Here is a 20,303-nt window from a genome sequence, read left to right as displayed (position 1 = left end):
CGATGCATCGACCACCGGCGAGAGCGATGGCGAACGACGCGACTGACGGCGACGGCGAAATCGGTTCGCGCCTGATCGCGCACTTGGTCGAACTGCGCTCGCGCCTGCTGCGTGCAATCGGCGGCCTGCTAGCCGTGCTGATCGTGCTGCTGCCGCTCGCCAACAAGCTCTACGGTTGGCTGGCGCTTCCGCTGCTCGCGAAACTTCCCCCGGGAAGCCGCCTGATCGCCACCCAGGTCGCTTCGCCGTTCTTCACCCCGATGAAGCTGGCCTTCTGCGTCGCGCTGATGGTTTCGATGCCGTGGCTGCTCTACCAGGCCTGGGCGTTCGTCGCGCCGGGACTGTACAAGCGCGAGAAACGTCTCGCCTTGCCCTTGCTCGCCTCCGCGCTGGCGCTGTTCTACGCCGGCTGCGCGTTCGCCTATTTCATCGTGCTGCCGGCGGTCTTCACCTTCCTCAACAATGTCACGCCGCCAGGCGTGGCGATGATGACCGACATCAGCGCCTATCTCGATTTCGTGCTGGCGATCTTCCTCGCCTTCGGCATTTCGTTCGAACTGCCCGTGGCGCTGGTGATCCTGGTGCTGCTCGGCTGGGTGACGCCGGCGCAACTGCGCGAATGGCGCGGCTACGCCATCGTCGGCATCTTCTTCGTCGCCGCGGTGCTCACGCCGCCCGACGTTGTTTCGCAATTGCTGCTGGCGCTGCCGATGATCGCGCTGTACGAACTCGGCATCATCGCCGCGCGCATGGTCGCGCCGAAACCGGGGGCGGCGTGAACGCGCCCGCGCCTGCTGCCGCCATCACGCGCGTGCCCGGCGGGTTCTGGCATCGCTACGCGGCGTGGTCGCTGGATTTCGTGGTGATCTCCATGATCGCCTGGTTCGCTACCCGCGCGCGGGTGCATGCCGGCCTCGACGCGGCGCTCGCCGGGTGGCAGCAGTTGTTCGGCCGCGCATCGCAGGCGATGTCGGACGCGCTGCTGTCCGGCCGCGACCTGCATTCCCTGTCGCAGGCCTTGATGCAGGATCCCGCGCTGCGCGCGGCCGCAGGGACGGTGCAGGACGGAATCGTGCAGGCGACGCTGCCGTTCGCCTTCGCCTGCGCCGGCATCGCCCTGCTCTGGCACGCGCTGGGCGAAGCCTCGCCATGGCAGGGCTCGCCCGGCAAGCGCGCATTCGGCTTGATCGCCACCGACATCGACGGAAATCGGCTCGGGTTCGCGCGCGCATTCGCGCGCCAGCTCGCGGGCGTGGCCTCGTGGCTCACGCTCAACCTCGGCCACCTGCTGGCGATGCTGCCGCCGCAACACCGCGCGCTGCACGACTACATCGCCGGCACCCGCGTGCTGCGCGCGGGCGACGTGCAGCGCATGCCGCTGCCGGCGAAATTGTGGTTGTGGCTGCAGGTGCTGGCCGGGCTCGCCGCACTGGCCTGGGCCTTCGCGCGCTACCTCGCGCTGCTCGCCTCGATCGGCTGACTCAGCGGCCCTTGGCCTTGGCGAAGGCGCCGATTCCGCACAACGCGGCGAGCGCGAACAACGCGTAACCCAGCCGGTTGTCGTGCGACAGCAACACGCCGGCGACGATCAACGCGCCGCAGGCGGCGATGGCCAACTGCTGCGCGGTCAGCGCTTTCAAGTGTTCCATGCGTCAGGCCTGCAACTGGTCGGCGGGTCCGACCGCCTGCACCGCGGCTTCGAAGGTGTCCCGCCAGGCCAGGTATGCGCTGCCGACCAGCACCACCAACACCATCGCCGCAAAGACGAAAAACAGCACCAGGGTCAGGGCCGTGCCAACCGCCGGGTGCAGGAAACTGCCCACCACCTGCGCCACCACCATGGCCAACATGATCATGAGCACCGCAACGATCATCGCCAGCACGAACAGGATGCCGGCGAACAGGTACGGGAAGAAGTTGCGCAACGAAGCGCGAAAGCTCGCCGAGATGGCCTGCCCGAAGCTCAGGCCCGAGAACAGGATCAGCGGAATCGACAACAGCATGATCGCGTAGCTGAAGTAGTTGAATACCAACTGCGTCAGCAACAACAAGCCGGGGTGTTGCGGCTCCGGCATCACCGGAACCGAACCGCTCATCGCGGCCTGCATCGCGGCCATGTAGTCGTGCCAGTAATTCTGGCCCGCCAATACCGTCACCAGCATGCCGCCAAGGATCCCGAACCCGATCTGCACGAGCCCCAACGAGGCCAGGCGCCACGCCTTGCCGGCGCGGAACGCGATGTACACGTCCCGTGCACGCGCCGGACGACCGGATTCGGATTCGCGGATGACGTGCATCAACCCGCCGATCAGGACCGGCGTCAACCACATCACGACCAGGAAAAACGGCACCATCCATTTCAGCAACGACTGGATGCTGCCTATTTCCTGGTGCTGCAGCCGCGCGATCATCGGCAGCATCGCGACGAACATCACCGCGTAGAGCGTCGCGATCAACAGTAGCGCCGCGCCGAACACCGCCCTCGGGTTGGATGCGCCAAGATTGGCGGCCTGCCTGAACCAGGCGATGCCTTGCCCAATGGGCAGCCTGCGAATCTCCATTCCCGCGTTCTCCCCTGGGGTGTCAATGTCCGCGTGCATGGCGCACGAAGCGCCGCAGCACGCGCCGCGCCTGCGGCGTCGCGGAAATGGTACGCGATAGCCGCCTCGGGCAACGGCCTTCCTCGCGCAATGCTTCCTCGCGCGCATTCACGTAACCGCGCATGTGGGTGGCGCTGAACTCGGGATGGAACTGCAAACCCCACGCAGCCTCGCCCCAGCGGAAGGCGTGGCAGGCGTCGTGGACCGAACGCGCGAGCACGGTCGCGCCCGCGGGCGGCCGCAGCACCGACTGCAGGTGCGTGGCCTGCGCCGGGAAGCGCTGCGGCAGGCCGGCGAACAGCGGATCGTCCGCGGCCGGCGGCTGCAGGTCGAGTTCGACCGTGCCCATTTCGCGGCCGTCGGGGTGGTAGCCGACTTCACCGCCCAGTGCGTGCGCGAGCAACTGGTGGCCGTAGCAGATGCCGAGCAGCGGCATGCCGGCATGCGCGGCTTCGCGCAGCCATTCGGCGCTGCGCTCGCTCCAGTCGGCGCGCTCGGTGACCATCGCGCCCGAGCCGGTGACGATCGTGCCGGCGAACCCGTCGCGCGAAGGCAGTTCGCTGCCGTGTTCCACGTCCACCACCACCGCTTCGTCGCGGGCCAGCCCGGCGGCGACGCGGATCCAGTGCGGGAAACCGCCGTGGCGGCGCATCGAGGCGACCGGTTGCCCGGTTTCGAGGATCAGGAATGGCGCGGACATCTGGCGGCGGCGGTGCGGGACGAAAGGACGCGCCACTTATACTAGCGAAAGTGCATTTCCCGGCCTTGCCATGCCCGCCGACCGCGTTGCAATCACCTTCCAACAGCTCATCCAGCGCCTGAATGCCTATTGGGCCGACCAAGGCTGCGTGCTGGTCCAGCCGCTGGACCTAGAGGTCGGCGCCGGCACCTTCCATCCGGCCACCTTCCTGCGCGCGCTCGGCCCGGAGCCGTGGAACGCCGCCTACGTGCAACCCTGCCGCCGCCCCACCGACGGCCGCTACGGCGAGAACCCCAACCGCCTGCAGCGCTACTACCAGTATCAGGTGGCGATGAAGCCTTCGCCCGACAACATCGTCGAGCTGTATTTCGAATCGCTGAAGGCGCTAGGCATCGATCCGCTGGTGCACGACCTGCGCCTGGTCGAGGACAACTGGGAATCGCCGACGCTCGGCGCCTGGGGACTGGGCTGGGAAGTGTGGTTGAACGGCATGGAAGTCACCCAATTCACCTACTTCCAGCAGGCCGGCGGCCTCGAATGCCGCCCGGTGCTCGGCGAGATCACGTATGGCCTGGAACGGCTCTGCATGTACCTGCAGAACTGCGACAACGTGTTCGATCTCGTCTGGACGCATGGGCCGGACGGCACGCCGATCACCTACGGCGACGTCTACCACCAGAACGAAGTCGAACAGAGCGCCTACAACTTCGAGCACGCGGATGTCGCCGAACTGTTCCACCGCTTCGACGCCTGCGAAGCAGAGGCGATGAAGCTGGTCGAACTCGGGCTGCCGCTGCCGGCCTACGAACAGGTGACCAAGGCTTCGCACAGTTTCAACCTGCTCGACGCGCGCCGCGCGATCAGCGTGACCGAACGCCAGCGCTACATCCTGCGCGTGCGCGCGCTGGCGCAGGCGGTGGCGAAGGCCTACTTCGCGCAACGCGAGAAATTGGGTTTTCCGGGATTGAAGAATATTGAAGCCGTCATCCCGGCGTAGGCCGGGATCCAGCTTTCGATCCTGCTAAGAGCAACCACTGGATTCCGGCTTTCGCCGGAATGACGAGCAAAAAAGCCAAGGCGCCCCGCATGACCGCGACACAACCGCTCCTGATCGAACTCGGCACCGAGGAACTCCCGGTCAAGGCCCTGCCCGGGCTTGCGCAGGCCTTCTTCGACGGCGTGCTCGCGGCGCTGGAAAAGCGCGGCATCGCGGTCGAACGCGGCGATGCGAAACCGCTCTATTCGCCGCGCCGCATCGCGGTGCTGCTGCCGGGCGTCGCGACCGAACAGCCGGAACAGGCGTCCGAAGTGCTCGGCCCCTATCTCAACATCGCGCTCGATGCCGATGGCAAGCCGACCAGGGCGCTGGAAGGTTTCGCGGCGAAAGCCGGCGTCGAGTGGACGCAGCTCGAAAAACTTTCGGACGCCAAGGGCGAACGCTTCGTGCATCGTTCGACCAAATCCGGCGCGAAGACTTCGGAATTGCTGCCGGAGGTGCTGCGCGAAGCCATCGCCGCGATGCCGATTCCCAAGCCGATGCGCTGGGGCGACCACGATTACGCCTTCGCGCGGCCGGTGCATTGGCTGGTGCTGCTGCTGGGCGAGGACGTGGTCGATGCGGAACTGTTCGGCGTGCGCGCCGACCGCATGAGCCGCGGCCACCGTTTCCTGCACGACAAGCCGGTGTGGATCGGCCATCCGAACGATTACGTCGACGCGCTGCGCAGCGCGCACGTGCTGGTCGATGTCGAGGAACGCCGCGCACGCATCGTCGCCGAGGTGAACGCGGCCGCGAAGCAGGCCGGCGGCGTCGCGCGCATCGATGACGACAACCTCGAACAGGTGAACTGCCTCAACGAGTGGCCGGTGGCGGTCGCCTGCGCGTTCGAACGCGAATTCCTCGCGGTGCCGCAGGAAGCGCTGGTCGCGACGATGGAAGCAAACCAGAAGTTCTTCCCGGTGCTCGATGCCGGCGGCAAGCTCACCGAGCATTTCATCGGCATCGCGAATGTCGAATCCAAGGATGCGGGCGAAATCCGCAAGGGTTACGAACGCGTGATTCGCCCACGCTTCGCCGACGCGAAGTTCTTCTTCGACGAAGACCTGAAGCAGGGTCTCGAAGCGATGGGCGCGGGCCTCGCGACCGTGACGTACCAAGCCAAGCTCGGCAGCGTCAAAGACAAGGCCGAGCGCGTCGCCGCGCTGGCGGAAAGCATCGCGCCGCAGGTCAATGTCGATCCGGAACTGGCGAGGCGCTCTGCGCTGCTCGCCAAGAACGACCTGCAAAGCCGCATGGTCAACGAGTTCCCGGAACTGCAGGGCATCGCCGGCCGTTACTACGCGAAAGCCGCGAACGAACCGGCCGAAGTCGCGCTCGCCATCGACGAGGCCTACCAGCCGCGCTTCGCTGGCGACGACATCGCGTTGTCGCCGCTCGGGAAAGTCCTCGCGATCGCCGAACGCCTCGACACGCTTGCCGGCGGGTTCGCCGCGGGGCTGAAGCCGACCGGCAACAAGGATCCGTTCGCGCTGCGGCGCAATGCGCTGGGACTGGCGCGGACGATCATCGAGAGTGGATTCGGACTCAACGCGCGCGGCCTGATCCACAAGGCCGTCGAGCTTTTGCCCGCAGGCGTGCAGCCGCATGCGGATCGAAATACCGAAACGATCCACCTCGATTTGTTCGAGTTCGTCCTGGACCGCCTTCGTGGCTACTACGCCGACAAGGGCGTTCCTGCGCAACATTTCGAAGCGGTCGCAGCGCGCGTCCGGATGATCGTCGACGCTTCGCTCTACGACTTCGACCGCCGCATCGACGCCATCGGCACCTTCGCGCAACTGCCAGAAGCCGCCGCGCTGGCTGCGGCCAACAAGCGCATCGGCAACATCCTGAAAAAGGCCACGGACGAGATTCCGCAGGTCGAAGACGCCGATCTCCTGCGCGAACCGGCCGAACTCGCCCTGGCCGAAGCGGTGGAAGCGGTCTACGGCGAAACCGGCCACGCGCTGGCGCACGGCGACTACGTCGACGCGCTCGCCCACCTCGCCCGGCTGCGGCCGCAGGTCGATGCCTTCTTCGACCAGGTGATGGTGAACGTCGACGACGAAGCGCTGCGCCGCAACCGCCTCGCCCTGCTCAAGCGCCTCGCCGACCGCCTCGGCAGCGTCGCCGCGATCGAGCATTTGTCGGCCTGAAGGATTCCGTTCGCCCTGAGCGTAGGTGCGAAGCACCGAAGTCGAAGGGCCGTCCTTCGACTTCGCTGCGCTACGCTCAGGACGAACGGTGACTGGGTGGATCGCCCTTTCCTGCAGAACCGCTATCCTCCGACCATGCCGAACCGCCTCGCCATCACATTCGCCGCGCTCCTCGCGCTGCTGCCATTCGCCGCCAGCGCCGACCAGTTCGCCTACCTCGACCTGAAACAGGCCATGGCCGCGCTCGATGCGCTCGACCGTTCCCCGCGCGAGGTCCAAGCGTTCTGCGCGCCCTGCGGCGATGCACGGGCGACTGCGATCGAAGTCCACGACCTGGGTATCGCCCGGGTCTGGGACGATCGCGCCAACGCACGACCCTACGCCGACGGCGAGGGACGCACGTACTGGGAAATCGAACTCGATGGCACCGGCATCGACCTCGCCTACATCTACGTCCAGACGCCGGCCGGCTGGGAAAACATCGCGCTCAAGCTCGGCCTCGGCGCGACCGACGTGCCGCGGACGCTGTCGCCGAAACAGTTGCCGCGCTGAACGCGTTCGCGAAGGTTAATCGCGCGTTGACGCGCGACGGCTATCCTGCGCCGATGCGCCCTTCCCCCCTCCGCCTGCCGCTGCTGCTCCTGTGTTGCGCAGTGGCCATCCCGGCGCAGGCGATCACGGTGACCAAGGTCGACATCGGCGGCCTCGCCGATCCGGAGATGGTCGAGAACGTGCGCGTCTCGCTGTCGCTCGGCGATGCGGTCGGCAAGGACGTCAGCGGCCGCCGCCTCGGCTACCTGCTGCGCGAGGCGGAAGCCGAAACCCGCGAGGCGCTGGAACCCTTCGGCTACTACTCGCCGACGATCACGGTGCAGCGCAGCGACCGCAGCGCGCCGGAAGGCGCGGACGATGCGACCGCCCCGGCAACGACGCCCGCCGCGGCGGATGCGGCGGCTCCGACTCCCGAAGCGCGCGCGGCACGCGCGAACCGCACGTTGTCGGTGTCGATCCGCGTGGAACTCGGCGAACCGGTGCGCGTGCGCGGCTTCAACGTCGGCGTGGACGGCGCCGGCGCGGGCGACAGGACCGTGCGCGCCGCGCTGGATGCGTTCGTGCCCAGGCCCGGCGCGGTGCTCGACCACGCCCTGTACGAATCCAGCAAGTCGCAGGTCAGCCGCGCACTGGCCGCGCACGGATATTTCGATGCGGATTTCTCCTCGCACCGGGTCGAAGTCACGCGCGCCGAGCATGCCGCAGACATCGACCTGCGCTGGAGCAGCGGCGAACGCCACCTGCTCGGCGACGCCGCGTTCTCGCAAACGCCGAAGAAGATCATCCGCGACAAGCTGCTGCGCAAGCTGGTGCACTGGACGCCGGGCGACCCCTACGACGAAGCCGAACTCGACCGCCTGCGCCGCTCGCTGGTCGCGCTGGATTATTTCGGCGTGGTCGACGTGTCGTCGAAACCCGAGGACGCCGACGACTTGCGCGTGCCGGTGCAGGTGGACCTGACCCCGGCGCCGCGCAGCATCTACAGCGCCGGCCTGAGTTACGGCACCGTGAGCGGGCCGGGCGTGCGCTTCGGCGTCGAGCGCCGCTACCTCAATTCGCGCGGGCACAAGGCGCTGGCCCAGGTCGACTATGCGAACAAGCGCAAGGTGTTGACGCTGCAGTACCGCGTGCCCGCGTTCGCATGGCTCGACGGCTGGTACACCGCCAGCCTGCAGGCCGCCGACATCCAGGACGACTACGTCAACAGCCGGCGCGTGGAATTCGTCGCCAGCCGCAGCGGCCAGTACAACGACTACCTCAACCTCGTCGCCGCGATGCACGCGCTGCGCGAACGCTGGGCCTACAACGTGGCCGACGACGGCGACGGCGCGATGGCGCCGATCGCCTTCCGCTACGCCAGCTTCGTGTATCCGTCGCTGAGCGCGGAATACGTCGACGTCGACAACCGCCTCGCCCCGCGCCGCGGTGCCGGCGGCACCCTGATGCTGCGCGGCGGCCGCGGCGGCAGCGACTACGGCACGACCTTCGCGCAGGTGGATGCGACCGCGTCGTGGTTCCACGGCTTCGATGCGGTCAGTCGCCTGATCGTGCGTGGCGAACTCGGCCACACCTTCAGCGGCGAACTGCTCGACCTGCCGCCCAGCCTGCGCTTCTACGCCGGCGGCGACCGCAGCGTGCGCGGCTACGGCTGGCACGAGATCGGCCCGCGGGTGGAAACCGACCACGGCTTCTACTACACCGGCGCCTCCAACGTCGTCGTCGGCAGCGTGGAATACGAACGCTACTTCAAGGGCCCGTGGGGCGCGGCGGTGTTCGTCGACAGCGGCAGCGCCTTCGACGGCACCTCGCCCGACATGCACACCGGCGTCGGCATCGGCCTGCGCTGGCGTTCGCCGGTGGGACCGGTGCGCATCGACCTCGCGCGCGGCCTCGACGACCCGGATTCGCCGTTCACCATCGGCCTCAACATCGGTGCCGATTTATGAAACCGTGCACGGGGGCATGGATGTGAACTGGCGCGATTTCATGATTCCGTTCGTGTTGAGCGTAGCGAAGCGCAGCTTCGCGAAGTCGAAACACGCGCGCGGCAATGGATTCGTCCTTCGACTTCGGGGCTTCGCCCCTACGCTCAGGACGAACGGCGTGGCCTCGACCGGTACCCGCCCATGAACTGGCGCGAACGCTACGCGCGTTATCGCCGCTACGGACTCGATCCGCTGCCCGACGACGCGAGCGACGCGCAGCGCGAAGCGCACATCGCCGAACTGCGCGCACTGCGGAAAAAACGGCAACGCAAGGTCGCGCTGCGCAGCGGGCTCGGCACGCTCGCGATCGTCGTCGGCGTCGCGCTGCTGCTGTACTGGCTGCTGATGACGATCGGCGGCCGCGATGTGCTGCTGCGGCAGATCGCCGCACGCCTGCCCGCCGGCAGCGAACTGACGTGGAAATCGGCGGAGGGCCCGGCTTCGGGGCCGATGACCCTGCACGGCGTGCATTTTTCGATGCCGCGCCAGCGCGATCCGGATTGCGTGCCGACGAAGAACGCCAGCTGCGCGATGGGCCGGATCGCGTTCGACGCCGACACGGTGGTGGTCGATCCGGCGATCCGCCCGCTGTTCGGCAAGCGCCTGCGCCTCGACGCGCTCGACCTGCGCGGCGCGACGCTGAACCTGCCGCGCAGCGACAAGCCCTTCGAACTGCCGACCTGGCCGGACGTATTGCCGAACATCGCGCCGCCGCTGGCATTGCAGGCGCGCGCGATCCGCATCGACGACCTGGAAGTACTGCAGGAAGGCGAACCGCTCGTCGACATCCGCAGCGCGCGCGGCGGGCTCGATGCAGGCGCGGGGAAACTGCACGTCGAACACCTGCGCGTGGACAGCGACCGCGGCGTGTTCACCGCGCACGGCGATTACCTGCCGCGCGACGATTACCGCAGCGACCTCGTCGCCACCGCGGTGCTGCCCGCGCCCGGGGGACGCACCGCACCGCGGCTCGGGCTGGTGGCGAAGGGCGATCTGTCGCGGATGGATGTCGCCATCGCCGGCCGCGTGCCGGCACCGACGCGCGCGACGCTGACCCTGCGCGGGGACAAGGACGCGCCGACCTGGCACCTGCGCGCGAACAGCACGGCGCTGGACCCGTCGCTGCTCACCGGCAGCGGCGAGGCCTCGACCCCGTTCGCGTTCGACCTGCAGGCCGATGGCGTCGGTGGCAATGCGAACGTTCGGGGCAATGTGCAACAAGGCGATTTCCGCGCGACCTTGCAACCGTCGAAACTCGGCCTCGAGGATCGCCTGCTGCGCGCGAAACCGCTGGTGCTGGACGTATTCGACGGTCGGGTCACTGCGAACGGCTACGCCGACCTGCGCGATCCGGAAAAGGCGGCGCTCAAGTTCGCGGTGAACGCGCGTGGCCTGCAATGGCGCAGCGAGGACGGCGCGACGCAGGTGCGCGGGGATGCGGACTTCGGCCTCGCCGGAAAGCCCGAGCTGTGGGCGGCGATCGGCAACGCGAAGTTGCAGCGCGGTCGCGACCGCGCGGACATCCGGCTGGACGGCATCGGCGACCGCGACGGCGTGCGCATTCGCGCGTTGCAGGCAACGATGCCGCAGGGCCGGCTGGACGCGACCGGCACGCTGGCGTGGGCGCCGAACCTCGCATGGAAAGCCGACGCGACGCTCGCCGGTTTCGATCCCGGCTATTTCGCCCCGGACTGGCCGGGTGCGATCAGCGGGAAATTGCAGAGCAACGGCCAAGTGCGGGACAGCGGGTCGCTTCTGGCGCATGTCGATGCGCGACAACTCGGCGGCACGCTGCGCAAGCGGGCGCTGTCCGGCCGCGGCACGTTCGACATCGACGGCGACAACTACAGCGGCGATGTCGCGCTGGCGCTGGGCGCAAGCCGCGTCGACGCCAGGGGACGCATCGCGTCGACGATGCAGGTCGATGCGAACTTCGCGCCGCTGCAGCTGGACGACTTGCTGCCGGACGGCCGCGGCACGCTGCGCGGCACCTTGCAACTGCGCGGCGCGCGCAATGCACCGGACGTCGCGGTCGACATGAACGGCAGCGGCGTCGCATTCGGCGACTACCGTGCGGAACATTTCGCGGCGAAGGGCCGACTGCCGTGGAAGGCCGGCGACGGCGCGCTCGCGCTCGATGCGCAAGGCCTGCAGCTCGGATTGCCGTTCGCCGACCTGCGCGCCAACCTGCGCGGCGCGATCGAACGCCTGCGCTTCGACGCCGATGCGCGTGGCGACATCGGCACGATTGCGTTGCAGGGCGATGCGAACAGGCAGGGCGCGCGCTGGCAGGGCACGCTGGCGGCGTTGCGTTTCGATCCGGCGAAAGGCGCGAACTGGGTATTGCAGCAGCCGACGCGCTGGTCCTGGGATGGGAACAATGGCGCGTTGTCGCGCTCCTGCCTCGCCTCGAACGCGGGCGGCAGCCTGTGCGCGGACGCGGACTGGCCGCGGCGCGGCGCCAACGTGCAGGGCGAGGCCTTGCCGCTGGCCTTGCTGGTGCCCTACCTGCCCGAACGCAGCGACGGCCGGCCGTGGCTGCTCAACGGCGATATCGCGCTGGATGCGCGCGTCGTTGCCGCCGGCAACGCCTGGCGCGGCAATGCGACGCTGACTTCGACCAATGGCGGCCTGCGCAACAGTGCGCGTGCGCGCCGCGATTTCGTCGGCTATCGCGACCTCAAGCTCGACGCGAGCTTCGACCCGCAACGCATCGACGCGAAGCTCGGCGCGCTGCTTCACGGCAATATGGGCAACGACGACGGCCGCATCGACGCGCACGTCGCCACCGGCTGGGACGAGTTCGCACCGCTCTCGGGCGAAGTGAAGGTCAACACCGACGAGCTGACGTGGATGGAGCTGTTCTCGCCGGACATCGTCGAACCCACCGGCAAGCTCGACGCCGACCTGCGCCTCGCCGGCACCCGCGCCGCGCCCATGGTCGGCGGCGAAGGCCGGCTACAGGATTTCGCCACGGAATTGCCATCGCTCGGCATCGCGCTCAGCCAGGGCGACGTGCAGCTGCAGGCGCAGGCCGACGGCAACGCGCGCATCGTCGGCAGCGTGCATTCGGGCGATGGCGTGTTGCACGTCGACGGCACGCTGGGCTGGCGCAACCAGGACACGCCGCTGGTATTGAACCTGCGCGGCGAGAACGTGCTGGTCGCGGAAACGCGGCAGCTGCGCGCGGTGGCGAATCCGGATGTCGCCGTACGCTACCGCGCCGGCGATCCGCTGCAGGTCAGCGGTACGGTCACGATTCCCGAAGCCGACATCAACCTCGAACGCCTCGACGAAGGCGTTTCCGCATCGGAAGACGTGGTCGTGCTCGACCCGGTCGACCCGAAGCGCGAAGCGCCGAGCCGGCTCGACCTCGACCTGGCGCTGGTGATGGGCGAGGACGTGAACATCAAGGGCTTCGGCCTGGTCGGCACCCTCGACGGTAGCCTGCGCGTGCGCGCGGTGCCGGGGCGCGAGATGCGCGGCAGCGGCGCGCTCGATGTCGCCGGCCGCTACACCGCCTATGGGCAGAAGCTCGACATCACCCGCGGGCGATTGCTGTGGTCGAACACGCCGGTCGGCGATCCCATCCTCGACGTGCGCGCCGAACGCGTGGTCGGCGACGTCACCGCCGGGATCAAGGTCGAGGGTCGCGCATCGGCGCCGCGCGCGACGGTGTATTCGGATCCGGCGAAAAGCGAATCCGAAGCGCTCTCCTACCTCGCGCTCGGCCGTCCGCTCGACAGCCTCAGCGGCGACGAAGCGCGCCAGCTCGGCGCGGCGAAATCCGCGCTCAACGCCGGCACCGGCCTCATCGCCTCCGAACTCGGTTCGCGCCTCGGCCTCGACGATGCCGGCGTCACCGAATCGCGCGCGCTTGGCAGCGACGTGCTCAGCGTCGGCAAATACCTGTCGCCCAAGCTCTACGTCGGCTACGGCGTGTCGCTGCTCGGCACCGGGCAGGTGATGATGCTGAAGTACCTGTTGCGCAAGGGCTTCGACATCCAGATCGAATCGAGCACGGTGGAGAACCGCGCTTCGGTGAACTGGCGCAAGGAAAAGTAAGGGCTTTTGTGGGAGCGGCTTCCAGCCGCGACGTTTTTTGCCTCGCTCGGATCGCCGTTGCAAACCGCTCCCTCGCGCCTCGCCCTGTGCGAAACTCCGCCCGAATCCGGACACGCCGGGGGGAGGCGCCATGGAACCGGCATCGCAGCAGCCCGAGGTCACCGTCCTTCTGGCGCGCGCGCGCGCCGGCGACGCACAGGCACTGGGTGCGGCGTTTTCCGCGGTGTACGAGGAACTCAAGCGTTCCGCCCGGTCGCAGCTGCGGCGTTCGCGCAACGGCTTCCAGACCACCGCGCTGGTGCACGAGGCTTACCTCAAGCTGGCCGGGGGGGCACAGCTGACCGCGACCGACCGCAACCACCTGCTCGCGCTGTCGGCGCGGGCGATGCGCCAAGTGCTGGTGGACGACGCGCGCGCGCGCAAGTCGGACAAGCGCGGCGGCGGGCAGGAAGCGCTCACCCTCGGCGCCGTGCGCGGCAACGACGCCCAGGCCGTGATCGAGGTGCTGGCGCTGGACGAGCTGCTGGAATCGCTGCACAAGGCGGACGAGCGCGCCGCGCAGATCGTCGAACTGCGCTACTTCGGCGGCTATTCGGAGACCGAGATCTCGCAGATGCTCGGCATCAGCGACCGCACCCTGCGCCGCGACTGGCGCAAGGCGCGCGCCTTCCTGCTGGCGGAAATGCCGACGTGAGCGACGACGCAGGCGAGCGGCGCAAACGCGCGCTCGCGATCTTCGACGAGGTCGCGGATCTCGGCGACGCGGAGCGCGAAGCGCGGCTGGCTGAACTCTGCGCCGGCGACGACGCGCTGCTGGCGCAGGTGCGTGCCTTGCTGGCCGCGGATGCCACCGATGCCGAACCCTTCAGCGGCAGCGCCGCGGAATGGAGCGAGGCGCTGGCGCGCGACGGCGACGACGCGCAGGACCGCATGCTCGGACGCGACATCGGTGCGTGGAAGATCGTCGGCATCGTCGGTCGCGGTGGCATGGGCGCGGTGTACGCGGTCGAGCGCAGCGACGGCGCCTACGCGCAGCGCGCGGCGCTGAAGCTGATCCGTGCCAGCGCGGACACGCCTGCCGCGCGCGAACGCTTCCTGCGCGAGCGCCAGATCCTCGCCCGGCTGCAGCACCAGAACATCGCTACCCTGCTCGACGGCGGCATCAGCGCCGAGGGCGAACCATGGTTCGTGATGGAGCTGGTCGACGGCGTGCCGATCGACCGCTGGTGCGACGAACGCGGTCTCGGCCTGCGCGAACGCGTGCTGTTGTTCCTGCAGGCGCTGGACGCGGTGCGCTACGCGCATCGCAACCTGGTCGTGCACCGCGACCTCAAGCCTTCCAACCTGCTGGTCGACGCGGACGGGCGGGTGAAGCTGCTCGACTTCGGCATCGCCAAGCAACTGCAACAAGCCGAAGCCACCGCGACCGTGGATCGTGCGTTGACCTTCGAATACGCCTCGCCCGAGCAACTGCACGACGCGCCGATCACCACCGCGTCCGACATCTGGCAGCTCGGCGTGATCCTGCACCGCCTGCTGTCGGCCTCGCATCCGTTCCGGCTCGATCACGCCACGCCGGTCGCGAGGCAGCTGCAGCAACTCGAACGCGATCCCGAGCCGCTCACGCGTTCGGGCGCGCAGGCCAGTACGGAGCAGGCCGCGCAACGCGGCGGGCTGACGCCGATCGCATTGGCGCGGGCGCTGCGCGGCAACCTCGCGGAAATCGTGCGCACCTGCCTCCGCCGCGATCCGGAAGCGCGCTACGCCTCCGCCGATGCACTGGCCAACGACCTGCGTTCGTGGCTGGACAACCGGCCCATCGCCGCGGTGCGCCTGTCGCGCGGCGAACGCGCGAAACTCTGGCTGCGGCGCAACCGCGTGCTGGCCGCATCCGCCGCGGCGATCCTCGTCGCCCTGCTCGCCGGCGCCGGCGTGGCGCTGTGGCAGGCGCATGCGGCGCGCGAACAAGCACGGATCGCCCAGCGCGAGAACGCCAGCGCGAACGCGGCGATGCAATTCATCACCAGCACGTTCGCGGCCACGTCGCCGGAACAGACCCTGAAGTCCGACGTCAGCGTGCGCCAGTTGCTCCAGCATGCCCAGGCGGAGCTCGACAAGAACGGCGCCGTCGACCCGAAGGTGCGGCAACCGGTGCAGCGCATGCTCGGTCGCCTCTATTTCTCCCTCGACGACGACAAGCGCGGCGCGGAACTCCTCTCGGCCGGGACGAAAGGCGTGCAACCGCGCAATCGCGCCGAAGCGCTGGCGCTGGCCGACGACCTGGTGATCGAAGCGATCGCATTCGATGCGCTGGAGCGGTTCCCGGAAGTGCTGGCCGCATCCGACCGTGCGGCGGCCCTGCGCAAGCAGTTCGCGCCCGACGACCCGGAACAGCAATTGCGTTCGCTCGCCAACATCACCTTGGCGCATGTGCAGAAATACGGCCTGCCCGCTTGCCGCAGGCAGGCGGACGAGGCGCTGGCGCTGGCCAAGCGCATGCCGAACCCGCCGACCGACGTGGTCATGCACTTGTATTCGCTGATCGGCGCCGGCGCGCGCATCGCCGACGATCGCGCGCGCATGCTGCAGGCCAGCGACGAAGGCATCGCCTTCGCCGACAAGCACGGCATCGCGCCGGAATCCCCGCTGCGCATCGAGCTGATGCGCAATCGCGCCGAAGCCCTGATCCAGCTCGGGCAGTACGCGCAGGCCGAAACCACCGCGCGCCAGGCCGTTGCCTCCGCCGGCAAGACCGGCAGCGCTGGCGACACCCGCATCGGCATCCTGTACGGGGTGCTGGCGAAGGCGCTGTCCGGCCTGGGGCGCTACCGCGAGGCATTGGCCGCGCACCAGGACGCCACGCGGTTCATGCCCTTGGCGGACCTCGGGCCGCGCAATACCGCGGTCAACCTCGTCAACGAGGCCGTGCTGGAGTACGCGGTCGGCGATTACGGCAAGGGCCTGGACTTGTCCCGGCAGGCTGTCTCCACGCTGGACAAGGCCTACGTCGCCTCCGGCGACGAATTCCGCACGCCGGTGGAAGTGAAGCATGCGCGCTTGCTGCTTGCGAACGATCGCACGGCGGAAGCGAACGCCCTGCTCGACGCGCTGCTGCCGCGGGTGCGCGCATCCGAAGGCGTGGATTCGGAAAACTACGCGCTGGTGCTGGAAGCCATGGCCGAAGCCGCGCTGCGTTCGGGCGACGCCGCGAACGGGCAGAAATGGCTGGACGAAGCGCGCGAACGCTATGCAAAGCGCGGCCTGCCGCCGACGCACGTGAAGTTCGCGCAATACCTGCGCAAGGACGCGGCCTTCGCGCGCCTGCGCGGAGACCTCGCCACGGCGGAAGCGAAGCAGCGCGAAGCCCTCGTCAAACTGCAGGCGGTGGGTAATCGCTTCGACGTGGCCGCCGCCCGCGCGGAACTGGCGGCGATGCGTTCCGCGCGTGACGACAAAGCCGAGGCGCGCACCCTGCTCGTGCTTGCGCTTCCGGTCATGCGCGATTCGGTGCTGCCGCGGCAGATGGATCGCGCCGCGGCCGAATCGCTGGCGAAAACTCTCGGCTTGCGCTGAGCGCCTACTCGCAGGCTTCGACCGGCGTCAGGGTGAAATGCTCGGCGCCGGCGGTGTCGCGCGAGATCGCGCCGGCCGTGGTGGTGCCGCCGCCTTCCGTGGTCATCGTCCCGGGCATGTCCTCGCCATCGGGGAATTCGATGTGGTACCTCCCGCCGGCCTTCCAGCTCAGGCCCGGGATGTCGGGCATGCGCACGAACTTGTACGTGCCATCCGCGCCGCCGCTGAATTCCACGCCGAACATTTTTCCATCGAGCACGAAGCTGTCGGTGATGTCGCATACGACCTGGTCCACCGGGTCGCCGCTGCCGCCGACCACGTGGAAGGCGTGCGTCGCGGACGCGGTCGCTACGCCACCGCAGCGCGGGCGCTTGTCGTTTTCGTCCGTGCGCGGTTCGTCGGTGCATTTCGGTTCCTGCTGCTGCACGACGGCGACGGTCGCGGGCACGCTGGAGGACGCAGCCGCGGCAGCTGCTGGTTGTTCGTGTTTCGACGAGCATGCCGCCAACGTCAACACGGCGAATGCGACGGACGCTGCTGTCGATGCCATCCGATGGCGATGCTTCATCGTTGCGTTCATTGCGCGGCCCCGCAGTCGTCGACCTTGGTCCAGGTGGTGGAGATGGTGCGCGGCGGCAGGCAGATCGTGCGGCCACCCGCCTGCGCACAGAGTTTGGCGCTGGCGTAGGTCGCGGTGATCTTTTCCGCGGGACCGCCCAGCGTGTAGCTGCCCGACTGGGTGAAGGAACCGCCATTGCCGGAGACATGCATCTCGAACGTGCCGCCCTTGTCGCTGGTCGGCGTGTGGGTGAGCGTGCCGCCGCAGAATTCGCTGGTGAATGGCTTGCCGACGTCGCAGACGACGTTCGGCTTGACCACGCACGCGCTGCCATCGGTACGGGTGCCGACACCGGCGATGTCGATGCGATAGCCGCTTTTCTTCGCATCAACCGACGGGTTGCCCATGCCGCCGCAACGCGGACGCTCGTCGTTTTCGTCCGTGCGCGGTTCGTCGCTGCATTTCGGTTCTTCTTCCCGCACGGTGGCGACGGTCGCGGGTACGCTGGAGGACGCGGGGGCAGCGGTCGGTTCTTCGTGTTTCGGCGAACACGCGACCAGTGCCAGCGCAGCGAACGCGATGGACGCGCCCGCCGATGCGATCCCGCGCCGATGTTTCGCCGTTGCGTTCATTGCGCGGCCTCGCAACTTTCGATCCGGGCCCAGGTGGAACTGAACGTCTGCTTCTTCGCGGCGGCGCAGGCGCCCAGGCCCGCGGCCTTGCCGCAGACGGCCGAATTTGCGCGGAAATCGCCGGTCATGTTTTCCTCGGGGCCGCTCAGCGTGTAGTCGTAGGCGGTATCGGCCATGCCTCCGCCGCCGGCGAAATGCCAGGCGACCGTGCCGCCCTTGGCATCGACGGGCTTGAACGACATCGTGACCATGCCGCCGCCGATCTTGCCGCTGAACGGTTGGGTGATGTCGCACGCGGTGAAGGATTCGCCGTTGTCGAGGGTGATGCGGTACGCGTGCGAAGGCGCGGGCGGCGGCGCACCCATGCCACCGCAGCGCGGGCGCTTGTCGTTCTCGTCCGTGCGCGGTTCGTTGGTGCATTTCTGCTCGCCTTCCTGCGCGACGGCGACGTTCGCGGGCGCGGGTATCGCAACACTGGCAGGCGTCGCTACGGGCACGGCATCGGCCTGCGGCGCAGGTTTGGGCGAACACGCCGCAAGCACCAGCAGGGCGAGCGGCAGGCAGGTGCGGAACGAGGCGTGCATGGCGGGCTTCCGGCTTGGGTTCCCCTCCTTAGCGGGAAAGGGGGCCGAAAGCGGACATGTGGGAGCGACGGAAGTCGCGACTGGACATGCCGCGGCTTCGATTGGTCGCGACTTCCGTCGCTCCCACGGATGCGGGTTACGGCTTCGGCACGAACCGCGCGCCCTGCAGCTGCGTCAGCGTGCCGTCGCTGTCGGTCCAGACGATGAAGGCGGTGCCGTTGCGCAGCGCGAGCTTCGGGTGTCCGCTGGCGCCGCCGCGCACCTTCAGCATTGCCACCTTCACCCGCTCGCGTTCCTTGGACAGGTCCGGCGTGAGCCGTGCCAACCACAGGGAGGAACCGCCGAACTCCTCGCGCAGCCACAATGCCCAAGCGTTGTCTCCGTCCAGTGCGACCGCGACGCGGCCATCGACCTGCTTGCCGCGTTCGAGCACCAGCGGATCGCCGAAATGCGCGCCGCCGTCGCGGCTCAATGCGAGTTGCACGCGCGGCTCGTCGTTCGCGGCCGTGTACCAGCCGACGACGAGATCGTCGCCATTCGCGGCGATCGACGGCCCGTTCACCGGGCAGCCGGTCATGTGCCAGCCCTCGGCATGCACCGGGCGCGGCGCGCTCCACTGCTTGCCGTCGAACGCGACGGTGGCGATGTCGCGGATTTCGGCGTCGGAACGATCGCGGTAGGCGATCACGACGCCCTTCGTCGTGCGCGCTACCGCGGTGGAACAGCAATCGCAACTGCGCGCATCGACCACGGCTTCGCCCGCGCGCTGCAGGTCGGGCCCGAAGGTCGTAGCGCGCAGCGCGGTCGCGCCGGCGTGCGCGTGTTCGTCTCTACGTCCGTCGTGGTGTTCGCCGGCTTCGTCGTGATCCTCGTGTTCGTCGCCGGCATCGCGGCCGTCCAGCCAGGCGATGCCGATGCGGTCGCCGCCCGCGGGCCACAGCGCGGCGAAGCCGTGCTCTGCAGCAGCATGTCCGGCGGCGACATTGTCGTCGTTCACCGCGATCGGGTCGCTCCAGTTCATGCCGCCGCTGCGCGAGGTGACCAGGCGTACGCCGTAGCCGCCTTCCGGTTGGCGCTGCAGGTACTGCACCCACAGCGCGCGGTCGTCGGCGATGGCGATGTGCGGCGTGTCGACGGCGTTGACCACGAAGGAATTGCCGACGGCGATCGTGAGCGGCCCTTCCCAGCGATCCTGCACGCCGAGTTCGGCGTACTGCAGCAGCGTGCGCCGGCCGGATTCGGAGTTGAGCCACAGCAGTGCCACGCGTCCATTCGGGCCGGTGGCGAGGTCCGGCTCGCCGCTGCCGGGCGGCGCCGGCAGGTTCCACGGCAACAAACCGGTCGCTTCGCCCGCCTGCGATGCGGGCGCGGGCGACTCGCGCCCGCAGGCGGCGAGGCCGGATGCGATGGCGAAAACGAGCGTGAGGATGCGTGTCTTCATCCCGCGCAGCCTACTCCAGCCGGCGTAGGATGGCGTGCATGTTCACCACCGTCGCCCGTTTCGCCGATCCGCTTGAAGCGCACATCGCCTGCGGCCGCTTGCGTGCAGAAGGCATCGATGCGCACGTCGCGGACGCGCACATGGGACTGGCGAACTGGGAATGGCGGCTTGCGGTTGGCGGTACGCGGGTGCTGGTGGACGAGTCCGACGCCGACTTCGCGCACAAGGTGATCCGCGATCTCGACGCGGGTGCCTATGCGCTGGATTCCGATGCGTCATCCGGCGCCACGTTGCAGGCGCCGGATCGCGAATCCTGGTCGAGCCGCCTCGCGTGGATCGCGCTGATGCTGTTCAACGTGCCGCTGCCGTGGCGACGCAGGCCGCCGCGCGACGACGAGGCGGTGCGCGAGGTCTGAG

At 68.6% G+C, this 20,303-nt stretch carries 17 protein-coding genes; 10 read left to right on the top strand and 7 right to left on the bottom strand.

The features are described from left to right. The first annotated feature begins 26 nt into the window (after positions 1-26). Both tatC and FNZ56_RS09710 read left to right on the top strand, forming a co-directional pair. Positions 27-779: a twin-arginine translocase subunit TatC gene (tatC, locus tag FNZ56_RS09715; RefSeq protein ID WP_143879647.1), complete on the top strand. Its 753-nt coding sequence runs from the start codon at positions 27-29 to the stop codon at positions 777-779. Then, positions 776-1,480, top strand: coding sequence for an RDD family protein (locus FNZ56_RS09710; protein ID WP_185970722.1), 705 nt, complete (start codon positions 776-778; stop codon positions 1,478-1,480). The genes tatC and FNZ56_RS09710 overlap by 4 nt, the downstream gene beginning before the upstream one ends. Before the next feature lies 1 nt (position 1,481). Here FNZ56_RS09710 and FNZ56_RS12895 read toward each other — a convergent pair whose 3' ends face one another. Genes FNZ56_RS12895 through FNZ56_RS09700 form a run of 3 tightly spaced genes read right to left on the bottom strand, consistent with a single transcriptional unit; the run spans position 1,482 to position 3,300 of the window. Beyond that, complete coding sequence (locus FNZ56_RS12895) at positions 1,482-1,649, bottom strand: hypothetical protein (RefSeq protein WP_185970721.1); 168 nt, start codon at positions 1,647-1,649, stop codon at positions 1,482-1,484. Between the two features lie 3 nt (positions 1,650-1,652). Then, positions 1,653-2,561, bottom strand: coding sequence for a BPSS1780 family membrane protein (locus tag FNZ56_RS09705; RefSeq protein ID WP_143879645.1), 909 nt, complete (start codon positions 2,559-2,561; stop codon positions 1,653-1,655). 22 nt (positions 2,562-2,583) lie between these two features. Further along, positions 2,584-3,300, bottom strand: a complete 717-nt coding sequence (locus FNZ56_RS09700; protein WP_143879644.1) for a glutamine amidotransferase — start codon at positions 3,298-3,300, stop codon at positions 2,584-2,586. Positions 3,301-3,370: 70 nt separating this feature from the next. Between FNZ56_RS09700 and glyQ the strand changes: the two genes are divergently transcribed. The 7 genes from glyQ to FNZ56_RS09665 all read left to right on the top strand — a co-directional run bounded on the left by glyQ (position 3,371) and on the right by FNZ56_RS09665 (position 16,670). After that, positions 3,371-4,297: a glycine--tRNA ligase subunit alpha gene (glyQ, locus tag FNZ56_RS09695; RefSeq protein WP_143879643.1), complete on the top strand. Its 927-nt coding sequence runs from the start codon at positions 3,371-3,373 to the stop codon at positions 4,295-4,297. 89 nt (positions 4,298-4,386) lie between these two features. Then, a complete protein-coding gene (gene glyS / locus FNZ56_RS09690; protein WP_143879642.1) occupies positions 4,387-6,495 on the top strand; it encodes a glycine--tRNA ligase subunit beta in 2,109 nt (702 codons plus the stop codon). Between the two features lie 135 nt (positions 6,496-6,630). Continuing rightward, positions 6,631-7,047 carry a hypothetical protein gene (locus FNZ56_RS09685; protein ID WP_143879641.1) on the top strand — a complete coding sequence of 139 codons (417 nt, stop codon included), beginning with the start codon at positions 6,631-6,633 and terminating at the stop codon, positions 7,045-7,047. 53 nt (positions 7,048-7,100) lie between these two features. After that, positions 7,101-8,993: an autotransporter assembly complex protein TamA gene (locus FNZ56_RS09680; protein WP_143879640.1), complete on the top strand. Its 1,893-nt coding sequence runs from the start codon at positions 7,101-7,103 to the stop codon at positions 8,991-8,993. Between the two features lie 180 nt (positions 8,994-9,173). Beyond that, positions 9,174-13,097: a translocation/assembly module TamB domain-containing protein gene (locus FNZ56_RS09675; RefSeq protein WP_143879639.1), complete on the top strand. Its 3,924-nt coding sequence runs from the start codon at positions 9,174-9,176 to the stop codon at positions 13,095-13,097. A gap of 130 nt (positions 13,098-13,227) precedes the next feature. Then, complete coding sequence (locus tag FNZ56_RS09670) at positions 13,228-13,791, top strand: ECF-type sigma factor (protein WP_143879638.1); 564 nt, start codon at positions 13,228-13,230, stop codon at positions 13,789-13,791. Then, positions 13,788-16,670, top strand: a complete 2,883-nt coding sequence (locus tag FNZ56_RS09665) for a serine/threonine-protein kinase (protein ID WP_143879637.1) — start codon at positions 13,788-13,790, stop codon at positions 16,668-16,670. The genes FNZ56_RS09670 and FNZ56_RS09665 overlap by 4 nt, the downstream gene beginning before the upstream one ends. A gap of 4 nt (positions 16,671-16,674) precedes the next feature. Here FNZ56_RS09665 and FNZ56_RS09660 read toward each other — a convergent pair whose 3' ends face one another. The 4 genes from FNZ56_RS09660 to FNZ56_RS09645 form a co-directional block, all read right to left on the bottom strand. After that, entirely contained in the window at positions 16,675-17,118 is a 444-nt protein-coding gene (locus tag FNZ56_RS09660; protein WP_143879636.1) for a hypothetical protein, read from the bottom strand. 128 nt (positions 17,119-17,246) lie between these two features. Then, on the bottom strand, positions 17,247-17,861 hold the full coding sequence (locus FNZ56_RS09655; RefSeq protein ID WP_143879635.1) for a hypothetical protein: 615 nt from the start codon (positions 17,859-17,861) through the stop codon (positions 17,247-17,249). Further along, positions 17,858-18,445, bottom strand: coding sequence for a hypothetical protein (locus FNZ56_RS09650; protein ID WP_143879634.1), 588 nt, complete (start codon positions 18,443-18,445; stop codon positions 17,858-17,860). The genes FNZ56_RS09655 and FNZ56_RS09650 overlap by 4 nt, the downstream gene beginning before the upstream one ends. 136 nt (positions 18,446-18,581) lie before the next feature. Beyond that, positions 18,582-19,886, bottom strand: coding sequence for a hypothetical protein (locus FNZ56_RS09645; RefSeq protein ID WP_143879633.1), 1,305 nt, complete (start codon positions 19,884-19,886; stop codon positions 18,582-18,584). A gap of 38 nt (positions 19,887-19,924) precedes the next feature. Between FNZ56_RS09645 and FNZ56_RS09640 the strand changes: the two genes are divergently transcribed. Further along, positions 19,925-20,302, top strand: coding sequence for a putative signal transducing protein (locus FNZ56_RS09640; protein WP_185970720.1), 378 nt, complete (start codon positions 19,925-19,927; stop codon positions 20,300-20,302). The last annotated feature ends 1 nt before the right edge of the window (position 20,303 follow it).

Source organism: Lysobacter lycopersici (assembly GCF_007556775.1).
Classification (GTDB): domain Bacteria; phylum Pseudomonadota; class Gammaproteobacteria; order Xanthomonadales; family Xanthomonadaceae; genus Pseudoluteimonas; species Pseudoluteimonas lycopersici.
Note: the sequence above shows the minus strand (reverse complement) of the source record. Positions and strands in the feature narration are given on the sequence as shown.